Origin of the sequence: Gordonia sp. i37, from assembly GCF_002043085.1 — a bacterium.
In the GTDB taxonomy this organism is placed as follows: domain Bacteria; phylum Actinomycetota; class Actinomycetes; order Mycobacteriales; family Mycobacteriaceae; genus Gordonia; species Gordonia polyisoprenivorans.
Map to the genome: position 1 here is coordinate 1 of NZ_MVPX01000353.1, position 15182 is coordinate 15182.

General features: G+C 67.2%; 11 protein-coding genes. 3 read left to right on the forward strand and 8 right to left on the reverse strand.

The genetic code is table 11. The features are described from left to right. On the reverse strand, positions 1 to 2543 hold a 2543-nt coding region (gene secA, locus B1964_RS17050), incomplete at its 3' end, for a preprotein translocase subunit SecA (protein WP_079930608.1). A 205-nt stretch (positions 2544 to 2748) separates the two neighbouring features. Continuing rightward, the gene (raiA, locus tag B1964_RS17055) at positions 2749 to 3516 is read right to left on the reverse strand and encodes a ribosome-associated translation inhibitor RaiA (protein WP_006370359.1); all 768 of its coding nucleotides are present in this window, start codon (positions 3514 to 3516) and stop codon (positions 2749 to 2751) included. Positions 3517 to 4004: 488 nt separating this feature from the next. Between raiA and B1964_RS17060 the strand changes: the two genes are divergently transcribed. Then, positions 4005 to 4685 (forward strand): ComF family protein, encoded by a 681-nt coding sequence (locus B1964_RS17060; RefSeq protein WP_079930609.1) that lies wholly within the window; start codon positions 4005 to 4007, stop codon positions 4683 to 4685. Positions 4686 to 4713: 28 nt separating this feature from the next. On the opposite strand, the gene lpqB is transcribed toward B1964_RS17060, so the two are convergent. Genes lpqB through mtrA form a run of 3 tightly spaced genes read right to left on the reverse strand, consistent with a single transcriptional unit; the run spans position 4714 to position 8826 of the window. Beyond that, positions 4714 to 6486, reverse strand: a complete 1773-nt coding sequence (lpqB, locus tag B1964_RS17065; protein ID WP_079930610.1) for an MtrAB system accessory lipoprotein LpqB — start codon at positions 6484 to 6486, stop codon at positions 4714 to 4716. Beyond that, positions 6476 to 8143, reverse strand: a complete 1668-nt coding sequence (mtrB, locus tag B1964_RS17070; protein ID WP_079930611.1) for an MtrAB system histidine kinase MtrB — start codon at positions 8141 to 8143, stop codon at positions 6476 to 6478. The genes lpqB and mtrB overlap by 11 nt, the downstream gene beginning before the upstream one ends. Continuing rightward, the gene (gene mtrA, locus B1964_RS17075) at positions 8140 to 8826 is read right to left on the reverse strand and encodes an MtrAB system response regulator MtrA (RefSeq protein WP_085949127.1); all 687 of its coding nucleotides are present in this window, start codon (positions 8824 to 8826) and stop codon (positions 8140 to 8142) included. Before mtrA ends, mtrB begins: the two co-directional genes overlap by 4 nt. A gap of 143 nt (positions 8827 to 8969) precedes the next feature. Between mtrA and B1964_RS17080 the strand changes: the two genes are divergently transcribed. Together B1964_RS17080 and B1964_RS17085 are read left to right on the forward strand one after the other, a co-directional pair. Then, on the forward strand, positions 8970 to 9629 hold the full coding sequence (locus tag B1964_RS17080) for a dTMP kinase (protein ID WP_079930615.1): 660 nt from the start codon (positions 8970 to 8972) through the stop codon (positions 9627 to 9629). Between the two features lie 54 nt (positions 9630 to 9683). Next, positions 9684 to 10694: a hypothetical protein gene (locus B1964_RS17085; protein ID WP_079930612.1), complete on the forward strand. Its 1011-nt coding sequence runs from the start codon at positions 9684 to 9686 to the stop codon at positions 10692 to 10694. A gap of 91 nt (positions 10695 to 10785) precedes the next feature. On the opposite strand, the gene ahcY is transcribed toward B1964_RS17085, so the two are convergent. From ahcY to B1964_RS17100, 3 genes are all read right to left on the reverse strand, one after another. Beyond that, positions 10786 to 12258: an adenosylhomocysteinase gene (ahcY, locus tag B1964_RS17090; protein WP_079930613.1), complete on the reverse strand. Its 1473-nt coding sequence runs from the start codon at positions 12256 to 12258 to the stop codon at positions 10786 to 10788. 178 nt (positions 12259 to 12436) lie between these two features. Further along, entirely contained in the window at positions 12437 to 13984 is a 1548-nt protein-coding gene (locus tag B1964_RS17095; RefSeq protein WP_079930614.1) for an amino acid permease, read from the reverse strand. Between the two features lie 116 nt (positions 13985 to 14100). Then, complete coding sequence (locus B1964_RS17100) at positions 14101 to 15048, reverse strand: cation diffusion facilitator family transporter (protein ID WP_079930616.1); 948 nt, start codon at positions 15046 to 15048, stop codon at positions 14101 to 14103. Positions 15049 to 15182: the final 134 nt, after the last annotated feature.

The window sequence follows — 15182 nt, forward strand, 5'->3', positions numbered from 1 at the left end:
CGCAGTGAGGCCGCGGCGGGCGCGGGAACGGGCGGGGCCTCGGTCTGGACCTGCACGTTGAACAGGAACTGCAGGGTCTCTTCCTTCAGGCCCTCGAGCATGCCGCTGAACATGTCGAAACCCTCGCGCTGATACTCCACGACCGGGTCACGCTGGGCCATCGACCGCAGGTGGATGCCCTCACGCAGGTAGTCCATCTCGTAGAGGTGGTCGCGCCACTTGCGGTCGAGCACCGACAGCAGGATCGTCCGCTCGAGCTGACGCATCGCGCCCTCGCCGGCGACCTCGGTGATCTGCGCCTCCCGCTTCTCGTAGGCGGCCTGCGCGTCGGCGATGAGGATCTCCTTGAGCTCCTCGGCGGAGATGTCGTCACGCTCGCCGTACTCGTTCTCGCCGACGACCTCCTTGGGATCGAGCTCGATCGGGTAGAGCGCACGGCACGCCGACCACAGTTCGTCGAGATCCCAGTCCTCGGCATAGCCCTCGGCAGTCGCTCCGTCGACATACGCGCCGACGACCTCGGCAACCATCTCCAGGATCTGCTCCCGGTGGTCGGAGCCCTCGAGGATGGTGCGGCGCTCGGCGTAGATGACCTTGCGCTGCTCGTTCATCACCTCGTCGTACTTGAGGACGTTCTTGCGGACCTCGAAGTTCTGCTGCTCGACCTGGGTCTGCGCGCTGCGGATGGCCTTGGTGACCATCTTCGCCTCGATGGGCACGTCGTCGGGCAGGTTCACCCGGTTCATGATCGACTCGAGGGCCGCGCCGTTGAATCGGCGCATCAGCTCGTCGCCGAGCGAGAGGTAGAACCGGGACTCCCCCGGATCGCCCTGACGACCGGAACGGCCGCGCAACTGGTTGTCGATGCGACGCGACTCATGGCGTTCGGTACCGAGCACGTACAGACCGCCGGCCGCACGGACCTGCTCGGCCTCCTCGGCCGCGGCCGCCCGCGCGGTCTCGATCGCCTCTTCCCACGCGGCCTCGTACTCGTCGGGAGTCGACACCGGGTCGAGGCCCGCCTTGCGCAGCCGCGTGTCGGCGATGATGTCGGGGTTGCCGCCGAGCACGACGTCGGTACCGCGACCGGCCATGTTCGTGGCGACGGTGACCGCACCGATACGACCGGCCTCGGCGACGATCTGGGCTTCCTGCTCGTGGAACTTCGCGTTCAGCACGGTGTGCGGGATGTCGCGTTTGGTGAGCTGGCGCGAGAGGTACTCCGAGCGCTCGACGCTGGTGGTACCGATCAACACCGGCTGGCCGATCTCGTGGCGTTCGGTGATGTCGTCGACCACCGCAGAGAACTTGGCCTCCTCGGTCTTGTAGATCAGATCGCCCTGGTCCTTGCGGATCATCGGCTTGTTGGTCGGGATCGGCAGTACGCCCAGCTTGTAGATCTGGTCGAACTCGGCGGCCTCGGTCTCGGCGGTACCCGTCATGCCGGCGAGCTTGTCGTACATGCGGAAGTAGTTCTGCAGCGTGATCGTGGCCAGCGTCTGGTTCTCGGCCTTGATCTCGACGCCTTCCTTGGCCTCGATCGCCTGGTGCAGACCCTCGTTGAACCGGCGACCGTCGAGCACGCGACCGGTGAACTCGTCGACGATGAGGACCTCACCATTGCGGACGATGTAGTCCTTGTCGCGGTGGAACAGTTCCTTGACCTTGATGGCGTTGTTGAGATAACTCACCAGCGGTGAGTTGGCCGCCTCGTAGAGGTTGTCGATGCCCAACTGGTCCTCGACGAACTCCACGCCGGCCTCGTGCACGCCGATGGTCTTCTTCTTGATGTCGACCTCGTAGTGCTCGTCACGCTCGAGAAGCGGTGCGATGCGGGCGAATTCGACGTACCACTTACTCGATCCCTCGGTCGGCCCGGAGATGATCAGCGGGGTGCGCGCCTCGTCGATGAGGATCGAGTCGACCTCGTCGACGATCGCGAAGTTGTGGCCGCGCTGCACCAACTCCTCGAGGGAGTGCGCCATGTTGTCGCGCAGATAGTCGAAGCCGAATTCGTTGTTGGTGCCGTAGGTGATGTCGGCGGCGTAGGCCTCGCGGCGCTGATCCGGCGACATCCCGGTCAGGATGACCGCGGTCTCGAGGCCGAGGAACCGGTGCACCCGGCCCATCCACTCGGCGTCGCGCTTGGCGAGATAGTCGTTGACGGTGACGACGTGGACGCCGTCACCGGAGATCGCATTGAGGTAGGCCGGCAGCACACAGGTGAGGGTCTTGCCCTCACCGGTCTTCATCTCGGCGATGTTGCCGTAATGCAGCGCCGCGCCGCCCATGATCTGGACGTGGAAGTGTTTCTGGTCGAGAACGCGCCAGGCGGCCTCGCGGGCCACCGCGAACGCCTCGGGCAGCAGTTCCTCGAGCGTCTCGCCCTCGGCGAAGCGCTCCTTGAACTCGTCGGTCTTGGCCCGCAGATCGTCGTCGCCGAGCGCCTCGACCTCGTCGGACAATGTCTCGACGTGCGATGCGATGGCATCGAGTCGCTTGACCATCCGGCCTTCGCCGATGCGCAGCAGCTTGTTCAGCACCGTTGATCGAGTCCCTTACTCATGTCGACGTCCAACCACGGCCCGTGCAGCGCACAGGCCGCCGTCCATCGTACCGAGGCCGCCTGAAGAAGATCTGATCGGCCGCGTCGGGGGTCCGGGGATCGATGCGCCTACCGACGCACGGCAGGGCGGTCCGGACAATATGTCCGCACCGCCCCGCTGACGTGCTCGACCGGTTCTCCGATCAGGCGAGTCGGATCAGCCCGTAGTCGAAGGCGTGTCGTCGGTAGACCACCGACGGCTTGTCGGTCTCCTTGTCGTGGAACAGGAAGAAGTCGTGCCCGACGAGTTCCATCTCGTAGAGCGCGTCGTCGACGGTCATCGGCACCGCGGGGTGCTCCTTGACACGAACCACCTGACCTGGCGTGCGTTCGGCGACACCGTCATCCCACTGCTGGTCGGCCGACTGTTCGGCATCCTCGGGCGAGGGGCCCGCATCGACCGACAGCTGGTTGTCACGCAGGCGGGGTGCCCCGACCTCGGTGGCCTCGGCCACCGACAGCGGTCGGCGGTTGCCGTAGTGCACCTTGCGGCGGTCCTTGACCCGACGCAGTCGCGACTCGATCTTGTCCAGTGCCGACTCGAGTGCCGAGTAGAAATTCTCGCCACACGCCTGTGCGCGTACCACCGGGCCCTTGCCCATCGCGGTGAGTTCCACCTGCTGACAGACCTTGGACTGGCGGCGGTTGCGTTCGTGGTTCAGCTCGACGTCGAAGCGGAAAATGGTCGGATCGTAGCGTTCGAGTCGGGCGAGCTTGTCGCCGACGAAGATCCGGTAATGCTCGGGTATTTCGACGTTGCGGCCGCTGAACGCCACCTTGGCGTTGGGCTCGGCGGGTTCGTCGGACTCCACCGTTCCCGGTGGGATGACGAACGCGGACTGGTTGTCGATGTCGTCGACCGCGGCGACCTTGGATTCGCGCTGGCCCTTGCGGTGGATGACAGATGACATGGAACTACCTCCTGGAAAGTGCTATTCGACCTCGAGGTGCCGAGCACGGGGTCCACCAATCACATGCGCCCAAGAGGACTGTCAAAGAAGTTGGCGCTCAATGATTTCGGATGGATCCTTCAATGTCGACTCAAGAATCGCAGAGCAGGAACCGAGTCAGTACCGACCGACGGTCGGCACCCATGTGCACTGGCCTCACCTCCCGGCGCGGAGCGGTGTGTGCTCCTCCGCGATGACCAATCAACCTCTTGTACCTCTGACCGTAGTCGGATGTTCGCAGCGCGGCCACGTTTCTGATCAGTGCGTCACGTCGTGGTCACCGAAGTCGGGACCAACGGCCCACCATCCGAGCGCAACGACCGGCGATACACAGACCCGGACCGGTCCACGGCGGTGACGCCCTCACGCCTGCGCAGCCGGATATCGCCGGCGTCTGATGCCACGCTCGTCGGGTGACCTCGTCCCCGCCACGCTCCTTTGGCTCTTTCATGTCGGTCCTCGCCGTGGGGATGGGCCGGGTCGGCGTCGAGGGCGCCGACCTCGTCCTGCCCCGCACGTGCGGTGGATGCGGCCGCCCCGGGTGCGACTGGTGTCCCGACTGTGCGGCGAGGATCGCCGACGCGCCCCTCGAACTGCATCCCCGGGTGGCGATCGACATCCCGGTGTGGTCGGTGGGACGTTATCGGGGACCGCTGCGCGCCTCGATCATCGCGATGAAGGAGCACGGAAGACGTGACCTCGTCACACCTCTCGGACGGGCGCTGGCCGACACGCTGATCACGCTGGCCCGCTGGGGCGAGCTGCCCGACGCCGCGCGGCTGCATCTGATCCCGGCGCCGACCCGCCCGCTTGCGGCCCGGCGTCGTGGCGGTGACCCGGTGACGGCACTCGCCGGCGTCGCGGCCGGACGACTGGGTCAACGGGCCCGGGTGCGGCCGCTGTTGACCACGGCGATGACCACCCGCGACTCGTCGGGTCTCGACGCGCGCGAGCGGCGCGCGAACCTGCGTGGCAGCGTCCGTATCCGCGCCGGCGCACGCTGTCCTCCGGGTGCGGCGATCCTCGTCGACGACGTGCTCACCACCGGCGCGACGGCTGCCGAATCGGTGCGGGTGTGCCGCGCTCACGGCATCGGGATCGGTGCGGTCGTCGTCCTCGCCGGGGCCTGAATTGCCCGGCGCCACAACCGAGTTGTCGTCAGGGAATGACCGGGATGGTCCCCGGTGTCATCGCCGGTTCGACCTCGGTCCAGTACTCGTCGGCCTGACCGTTGGTGCTGCCGAGACGCAACACACCACGCTGGTCGGCGATGTAGACGGTCGTCGGGTTGGCGACGACTGCGGTGACCGGGGGCGAGACGTTGCCACTGAGCAGGCCGACGGCCGGGGTGCCGCTGATCGACACCTGCACAACCGGCGAGTCGGTGGCGTCACGGGCGACCATCACGGTGGTCGGCGACGCCCAGTCCAGCGACACCGCGCGGTTGCCGATGTTGTAGGCGGCGATCATCGGCTGTGCGAGGGTGAGTTGCCCGTCGGCGTTGGTCGCGAGCACCGCGAACACCACCTGCCCGGACACGATCATCGCGACCCGCACCCCGTCGGGGGCGACCTGCAACTCGGTGATCGGACCGCGCACCAGCGCGGCGACCGCTCCGGCGTCGATCTCGGCGACGCGGGCACCGCCGGGGTCGTTGCCGATCCACTCGATGGGCCGGCCGTCGACGACGGCCCAGACCAGCTCGTTCTCGGGGCCGAAGGACGGGCGGGTGATCGACATGCCGGAGGTGATCGTCGTCGGCGACCCACCGTAGTCGCCGACAGCCAGGTTCAGCCGGGGGTCGGGGCCGCCGGCGGCGAGGACGGCGGCCACCCGCGATCCGTCCGGAGAGATCGACGCCGACCGTACCGAGGTCCCGGCGCCGAGCGAACCCGATACCGGCACGGTGCCGTTGTCGATGACCTTGGCCATCGCTCCATTGCGAATGACGTTGAGCCCCACGGCCGATGTCGGCGGCACATTCGGGTCGAAGGCCCGCACGTCGGTCGTCTGCCAGCCCGCGGCCCGGTCGCCGACCAGCGGCGCACCGTCGGCGTTGATGACGTACGGACCGCCGATGTCGGCTCCACTGAGCGTCCAGATGACCTGCGCGGCGAGCAGCGTGCGATCCCGGGTCGACGGACTACCGATACCGGTCAGTTCGACGCGCACCCCGCCGCCGGCCACCGGAGTGACCGGACCCCGCAACGCGGCCCCACTCGGAAATGCGGAATCGACCGCGGTGGCCAGATCGTCGGCCGGTCCGTCGATCAACGTGTTCACCAGCGTCGTCGGGTCCGAATCGGTACCGCCGTAGAGCCACCGCGGGTCCGGCACCAGGTGCGATCGCGTCCGGTCGGTGTAGTACACCGAGACCGACCGGTAGCTGACCTCGAACTGGTTGCGGTCGATCATCGTTCGATCGGGCAGGGTGCCGTCGATGCGCCATTGATTGCCGACCCGCGCCAGCGTCAGGGTGGTCTCCACCTGTCCGGTCGCCGGCAGCAGTTGACCGTCGGGTTTGAGGACGCCCACGTTGTCGCCGACGAGGCGCATCCGCACGGCGGTCGGACTGCGCTGATCGACGTAGGTGTTGATGTCGTCGAGGATGATCGAATCACCACGCTCGTCCCATTGCGCCGCGGTCACCGGGGCGAGGAACTTGCGGGCCGCGGCGTGCGCGTCGGTGGGTGCCGCGGTGGCCTTCAGGTACGCGCGGACCAGCGCCTCGGGATCCATGTCCGTCTGGGGCGCTGGCACCGCGTTGGTCGGTCCCTCGCGCGCGAAGGAGCTGATCGGTTGCGGCAACGAATCGTCAGGGATCCCGCCGCAGGCCGCGACCAGGGCCGCGACGACACACAGCACCGGGACCAGCAGGCGCCATCTCGCCCCGACCGCGCTCATCCCGGCCGGCCGATGTTCACTCGCCACCGACAGCTCCCTCGACGCGGGCGGGTTTGGCGACGCTCTTGACCTTGCTCGCGCCGACCGGTTTCAGTGGTAACGGCGAGCCGAGCACCTTGTGTCCGCGGACCAGGGGCAGGGTCAGCCGGAAGCAGGCACCTTGACCGGGTTCGCCCCACGCCTCCAGACGGCCCTGATGCAGCCGGGCGTCCTCGATGCTGATCGCCAGGCCCAGCCCGGTGCCGCCGGACCGGCGGAACCTCGACGGATCGGAGCGCCAGAAGCGGTTGAACACCAACTTCTCCTCCCCCGGCCGAAGGCCGATGCCCTGATCGCGGACGGTGATCGCCACGGCATCGCCGTCGGACCGCATCGACAACGTCACGGGTTTGCGTTCACCGTGGTCGATCGCATTGGCCAGCAGGTTGCGCAGGATTCGCTCGACCCGGCGCGGGTCGATCTCGGCGAGGACCGGCTCGGCCGGGAGATCGAGGATCAGTTCGGTGCCGGTCTCCTCGGCCAGGCGCGACACCGTCGAGAGCGCGGCGTCGATGGGGATCGCCATGTCCATCCGTTCGGCGGCCAGCTCGGCCATACCCGCATCGTGTCGGGAGATCTCCAGCAGCTCGTTGAGCAGCGTCTCGAACCGGTCGAGTTCCTTGTCCAACAATTCCACGGATCGGCGGCGCACCGGGTCGAGTTCGTCGCGGCCCTCGTAGAGCACGTCGCTGGCCATGCGGACGGTGGTCAGCGGCGTCCGCAACTCGTGACTGACGTCGGAGGTGAACTGCCGTTGCAGCCCACCGAACTCCTCGAGATGGGTGATCTGCTTGGACAGGCTCTCGGCCATGTCGTTGAACGACATGGCCAGCCGTGCCATGTCGTCCTCACCGCGGACCGGCACGCGCTCCTTGAGTCGACCGTCGGCGAATCGGACGGCGATCCTCGACGCCGAGCGCACCGGGATGACCACCTGTCTCGACACCAGCCAGGCGATTGCCGCCAGGAGACCGAGCAACACCACACCGCCGGTCAGCAATGTGCCCCGCACAAGGTCGACGGTGCTGTTCTCGGTGGTCAACGGGAAGACCAGGTACAGCTCCAGCCCGGGCACCGAGGCGTTGGTGGGTGAGCCGATGATGAGTGCGGGTTCCTGGCCGCCGGTCGAGTTGGCCACCGACGAATACTGGTAGGCGATCTGACCGCCCTGCACCATGTCGCGCAGGTTCCGTGGGATCTCCGACACCGGTCCGACGCCGGTCGCACTGCCGTCGGCCCCGGTACCGGGCACCAGCAGCACCGTGTCGAAGGTGCCGACGTTGCCCGACGACTGTCCGCTGTCGATGTCCCGGTCGGTGAGCAACGACCGGGACTGGCGCAGCCGATTCTGCACCGACATGTTGCCGTCACCGCTGGCGAGATCGCGTTCCACCGACACCCGCGCGCGCTCGACCTCCTCGGTCGCCGCAGTGAGTTTGACGTCGAGCAGCCGGTCGGTGATCTGACTCATCAGGACGAACCCGAGGATGAGGAGCACGACAAAAGACAGCACCAACGTCGAGACCACGACCCGCAACTGCAGTGAGCGTCGCCAGATCCGGCCGAAGACCGAGGCGATCGCGCTCGCCGTGCGGGTGAGCCGTCCGAAGGTGCTGTTGACGCGTCGTCTGTTGCGACCGATCACGGCGGGCCGGCCTTGTAGCCGACCCCCCTCACCGTCAGAACGACCTCCGGGTTTTCCGGGTCGGTCTCGACCTTCGCCCGTAACCGCTGAACATGCACGTTGACGAGTCTAGTGTCGGCCGGATGCCGATAACCCCACACCTGCTCGAGCAGGACGTCGCGGGTAAACACCTGCCGGGGCTTGCGGGCCAACGCGACGAGCAGGTCGAATTCGAGCGGCGTCAGCGAGATCGGGACGCCGTCGCGGGTCACCTTGTGCGCGGGAACGTCGATCTCCACCGGCCCGATCGACAGCAGTTCCGCCGGCTCCTCGTCGGTGCGGCGCAGCCGTGCGCGCACCCGGGCGACGAGCTCCTTGGGCTTGAACGGTTTGACCATGTAGTCGTCGGCACCCGACTCCAGGCCGAGCACCACATCGACGGTGTCGGACTTGGCGGTCAGCATCACGATCGGCACCCCGGAGTCGGCTCGCAGCACCCGGCAGACGTCGATACCGTTCATTCCCGGCAACATCAGATCGAGCAACACCAGATCGGGGCGGATCTCGCGGACAGCTGTCAGCGCCTGGGTCCCATCACCCACCACGAACGGCTCGAACCCCTCGCCTCGCAACACGATCGTGAGCATCTCGGCGAGCGCGGCATCATCATCGACGACGAGGATCCGTGGCTTCATGCTGACAATGGTGACACTGTTGTGACCATCCGGCCGTGATCGACGCGCCGCGCGTTCGTGACGCCCGGACGCCGGTGGCCGCTGCCGTCCGGGCAGAGTGGTCACGCGAACACAGCCGCACAGGCGACCGGGCAATCACACAGGAGCACAAGGTGGGTCGACTCATCGCCGTCGAGGGACTCGACGGCGCCGGTAAGAACACGCTGGTCACCAGCCTGGTTCAGCGATGGCGCGAGCGAGGTGTCGCCGTGGCCACGGTTACCTTCCCGCGCTATCACCAGTCACTGTTCGCCGACATCGCGGCCGAGGCGCTCCACGGCGAGCACGGGGATCTGCGCGAGAGCGTGTATGCGATGGCCCTGTTGTTCGCGCTCGACCGATCGGCGGCGGCCCCGGAGATCCGTGCCGCGCTCGAGAGCAACGACGTCGTCGTCGCCGACCGTTATGTCGCTTCGAACGCCGCCTACAGTGCCGCGCGTCTCGCGCAACCCGCCGATGGCGAGGTCGTCCGATGGGTGCACGACCTGGAGTTCGGGCGACTGGATCTCCCCCGACCCGATCACACCCTGTTCCTCGCCGTGGCAGCCGACGTCGCGATGAGTCGCGCGCAGGCGCGATCGGCCGGCGACCCGACACGACCTCGCGATCACTACGAGCGCGACGCGGATCTACAACGCCGTGTCGACGCGACGTATCGCGAGCTGGCCCGGTCCGGGTGGGCCTCGCCGTGGACGGAGGTGGCCGACGCGGCCCCGGAGACACTGATCGACCTGCTCGGCACTGGGGTCGACGACCCGAATGACGCGCGCTGACGCCGCCGCGCGCGGTCCGATAGCCTGGCTGGACCCACGTCGCGAGGAAGACTTATGACCTATCCGCCGCCCCATGGTGGCGATGCACCGCGGGAGCCCGCACAGTCGGCACCCACACCCGAGGAGGTCGCCGGCCCGGCGGCCCCCGGCGCGGGACCGACCCCGACGCCCGCGCAGATGCCGACCCGCACGATGACGACCTGGAGTGCCGGCGGACAGGCTCCGCCACCGCAGGCGCCCTCGCCGCAGGGTCCGGCGCCCGGTGCGGCCACCTTCCCGCCACCGACACCGGTATCGCAACCCGTTGCCGCCCAACCCTTTTCATCACCGGTTCCGCCGTCGTACCAGCAGCCGCCGTCTCAGCCGGTGCCCGGGCCGTTCGGTCCGCCGGCGAGCCCGGGATTCCCGACGGGTGGCCATCCCGGTGGCGGTTTCGGGCCCGGCGGTCCGATCGGGCCCGGTGGCGGCTTCGGGCCGGGTATGTCCGGTGGCGGGCAACGTCCGCCGGGCGGCCCGCGTAACACCGGCGCGCTCGTCGCCATCGGCGCCGGCGTGCTCACGGTCGTCGTGATCGTGGCACTCGCGGTGACGTTGATCGTGGTCAACACCGGCAGCAGCACCGACACCACGGTCGCCACCGGCGCGCCGTCGACCGCTCCGTCCGCGCCTGACGGCGGGGGCGCGAACACCGCACCCGACACCCCGTCCCAGTCCGCCCCGGACACCGACGGCACGTCCGCGGTCGACCCGACGACCGCGTATGCCATCGCCGACGCGATGCAGCGCTACATCGCCGCGGCCAACGCCCGCAACGTCGCCGGGATGCAGGCCGCGGTCTGCAGCGCGGCGCGATCGTCGGTGCAGGCGCCGACCCAGCAGGGCAATCTGGTGCTCGAACAACTGCGGGTGAACTCCGTCAATGGCGACACGGCACAGTCGACGATCCAGACCCACATCGAGGTGGGATCGCAACGCAGCAGCAGCCAGCAGGCCTCGGTGAGTTTCGAACGCGAGAACTCGTCCTGGTACTACTGCCCGGGCGCCGAGCCTGCCATCACCGCCTGAGGACACCGAGAACCCGGTACTGACGAATAGCGAAAAACGCTGCCCCGCTCGATGTGTCGAGCGGGGCAGCGTTCGTCGAGATGCGTGCGCCTCAGTAGCGGTAGTGCTCGGGCTTGTAGGGGCCCTCGACGTCGACGTTGATGTACTCGGCCTGCTCCTTGGTGAGCTTGGTCAGCGTGCCACCGAGTGCCTCGACGTGGATCTTGGCGACCTTCTCGTCGAGGTGCTTGGGCAGCCGGTAGACCTCGTTGTCGTACTCGTCGTTCTTGGTCCACAGTTCGATCTGGGCGATGACCTGGTTGGAGAAGCTGTTGCTCATCACGAACGACGGATGACCGGTCGCATTGCCGAGATTGAGCAGCCGGCCCTCGCTCAGCACGATGATCGAGTGGCCGTCGTCGAAGATCCACTGATCGACCTGCGGCTTGACGTTGATCCGCTTGGCGCCGGAACGCTCGAGACCCGCCATGTCGATCTCGTTGTCGAAGTGCCCGATGTTGCCCAGGATCGCCTGGTTCTTCATCTGCTTCATGTGCTCGAGCAGGATGATGTCCTTGTTACCGGTTGAGGTGATGACGATGTCGGCCCCGGAGATCGCGTCCTCGACGGTGACCACGTCGAAGCCGTCCATCAGCGCCTGTAGGGCGTTGATCGGGTCGATCTCGGTGACCTGGACGCGTGCGCCCTGCCCGGCCAACGATTCCGCGCAGCCCTTGCCGACGTCGCCGTACCCGCATATCAGGACCTTCTTGCCACCGATGAGGACGTCGGTACCGCGGTTGATGCCGTCGATGAGCGAGTGGCGGGTGCCGTACTTGTTGTCGAACTTGGACTTGGTGACCGAGTCGTTGACGTTGATCGCCGGGAACGCCAGGTCGCCGGCGGCGGCGAACTGGTAGAGCCGCAGCACACCGGTGGTCGTCTCCTCGGTGACGCCCTTGACCGACTCGGCGACCTTCGACCACTTGGTCTTGTCGGCCTCGAAACTCGACCGCAGCAGGTCCAGGAAGACCTTGTACTCGGCGGAATCGTTCTCGTCGGCGGGCGGAACGACCCCGGCCTTCTCGAATTCGGCACCTCGCAGCACCAGCATGGTGGCATCGCCGCCGTCGTCGAGGATCATGTTGGCGGGCTCGTCGGGCCAGGTGAGCATCTGCTCGGCAGCCCACCAGTACTCTTCGAGCGTTTCGCCCTTCCACGCGAACACCGGGACGCCCTTGGGCTCGTCGGGGGTGCCGTGCGGACCGACGACGATTGCGGCGGCGGCGTGGTCCTGGGTGGAGAAGATGTTGCACGAGGCCCACCGGACCTGCGCACCGAGCGACACGAGTGTCTCGATGAGCACCGCGGTCTGGATGGTCATGTGCAGCGACCCCGAGATCCGTGCGCCCTTGAGCGGGGCGACCTCGGCGTATTCGCGCCGCAGCGACATCAGGCCGGGCATCTCGTGTTCGGCGAGTTCGATCTCCTTGCGGCCGAAGTCGGCCAGCGAGAGATCGGCAACCTTGAAGTCGATGCCGTTGATGGAGTCTGCCTGCGGTGCGTCGTTCTGCACCATGGTCATCTGGTCCCCTTCGGAGTCGGTGTGGCTCGTCGCGTGACACCGGCGGGCGCAGGGTGCGCCCACCGGGACACGACGAAGAGATCTGAGGACCAGGCTATCCGACACCGTCAGCGGGCCGCGGGGCGTGGGCGTCGAGGGCCGCGTGCCACGCCACCGGGCGCCCCTCCCCCCGGGCGGATCACTCCTTGGACAGGTCGGGACCTCCGGACGCCGCGGCACCGGCGGCGACGGTGTCGACGCCCTCGACCTCGCCGCGTTCACGTTTGCCGACCATCGAGTGGCGCATGCCGTACAGGAAGTAGACGGCCACCCCGATCACCATCCAGATGACGAACCGAATCCAGGTCAGCGCCGACAGATTGAGCATCAACCAGATGCAGGCCAGGATGGCCAGGACCGGGATGATCGGTCCGCCGGGAACGGTGAAGCCGCGATCGAGATCCGGCCGGGTGCGGCGCAGGATCATCACGCCCGCCGCCACGACGATGAACGCGAACAGCGTCCCGACGTTGACCATCTCCTCCAGTTTGTCGATCGGGAAGAAGCCGGCGACGATGAACACCACCAGTCCGATCAGCAGGGTGAGCCGGGCCGGGGTACCGAAACGCGGATGCGTCTTGGCCAGACCGCGGGGCAGCAGCCCGTCGCGGCACATCGCGAACAACACCCGCGACTGGCCGAGCATCAGGACCATCACGACGGTCGTCAGACCGGCGAGAGCGCCGATGGCAATGGTCTTCTCCGCCCACGTCACCCCGTTGAGCGCGAACGCCGTGGCCAGGTTCTTGGGTTTGCCGTCACCGGCGCTGGTGGCGAGCTGGGTGTAGCTGACCATTCCGGTCACCACGATGGTCACCAGGACGTAGAGGACGGTGACGATCGCCAGCGATCCGAGGATTCCGCGGGGAACGTCGCGGCGCGGGTTGCGGGTTTCCTCGGCGGTGGTGGCGACCACGTCGAATCCGATGAACGCGAAGAAGACGATCGATGCCGCCGCCAGCACCCCGTACCAGCCGTAGGAGCTCTCGCCGCCGCCGGTGATCAACGAGAACAGCGACGAGTCGACCGATTTCTCGGCGCCGGCACCGCTTTCCGAGGGCGGGATGAAGGGGCTGAAGTTGGCGGACTTGACGTAGAAGAACCCGACGACGATCACCAGCAGCACCACGGCCACCTTGATGGCCGTGATGACGGCACTGACCCGCGAGGAGAGTTTGGTGCCGAGTACCAGCAGTGTGGTCACCACGGCGACGATGATCATCGCCCCCCAGTCGATCGTCACCGACCCCACATCGACTGTGCCGCCGGAGAATCCGAACACACTGCCGAGATAGGACGACCACCCCTTGGACACCACCGAGGCGCCCACGGCGAACTCCAGGATCAGATCCCACCCGAGAATCCACGCGAGGAACTCGCCGAAGGTCGCATAGCCGAAGGTGTACGCCGATCCGGCGACCGGCACGGTCGAGGCGAATTCGGCGTAACACAGGGCGGCCAGTGCGCAGGCGATCGCGGCCATGATGAATGACAGTGAGATGGCCGGGCCGGCCTTGTTGCCCGCGGTGGTCGCGGTGATGGTGAAGATACCTGCGCCGATGACCACCGACACCCCGAAGACCATCAGGTCCCATGAGGTCAGGTTCTTGCGCAGTTGGTGTCCGGGCTCGTCGGTGTCGGCCATCGATTGCTCGACGGACTTGACCCGGGTCAGCGGGTTGGCCATTCGCCTCGACCTCTCTTGTTGGTGCAGCCGTGTGCGGTTCGAGCCGATCGGCGAGAACGACCACCACGGTGCCGACTGGTTGCGGTGGGCTAGACGCTAATCGACGCGATCACGACTTACCGGGATTTCGGTGCGGATCGGGCCGGCGGATCGCTGCGGTCGATGTCGGGTTCGAGGTAGATGATGCGGGCCTGCGGTACCGCCGCACGCACCCTGGTCTCGGCGGCGTCGATGGTATTGGCCACGGTCTGCAGGCCGGCGTCCGGTGGCATCGCGATCTTCGCGGCCACCAGCATCTCCTCCGGGCCGAGATACTGGGTCTTGATGTGGATGACGCGGTCGACGCCGTCGGTGGCGAGCGCTGTCATGATCGCGGCCTCCTCGGTCTCGGTCGCGCCCTCACCGATCAACAGGCTCTTCATCTCCACGATGAGTACGATCGCGATGGCCCCCAGCAACACTCCGATGCAGACCGTCCCGATGCCGTCCCAAATCGCGTCGCCGGTCGCCATCGTCAAGCCCACGCCGCCGAGGGCGAGGACGAGACCGATGAGGGCTCCGCTGTCCTCGAGCAGGACGACGGGCAGTTCGGGGTTGCGAGAGTTGCGGATGAACCGCCACCAGCTCGCCGACCCCTTCAACGGCCGCGACTCGCGGAATGCGGTGGCGAAGCTGTAGCTCTCCAGGCAGATCGCGACGAGCAGGATGACGACCGCGACGAGCGGCGACTCGAGCCCGTGGTCGTGGGCGTGAATGATCTTCTCGACGCCCTCGTAGAGCGCGAAAAGCGAACCGAGAGCGAAGATCACGAGTGCGACGATGAACGAGTAGAAATACCGGTCGCGCCCATACCCGAAGGGATGCAGCCGATCGGCCCGGCGGGCCGCACGTTGTTGCCCGAGCAGCAGTAGACCCTGATTGGCCGTATCGGCGACCGAGTGCACGCCCTCGGCGAGCATCGACGACGAGCCGGTGACGGCGAACCCGACGAACTTGGCGATCGCGATACCGGCATTGGCGGTCAGGGCGGCGACGATCGCCTTCTTGGAACCTTCGGCGGACACGAGCTGATCCTCCCATTCGCCGGGAACCCGGCATGACGGCACAACGTCGCGAACTCTAGGGCATCAACGCCCACCGCGACACCACCATCGGCACCGGCGCGAGCGCCTCCGCCGAGCCCTCGCCGACGGATGAC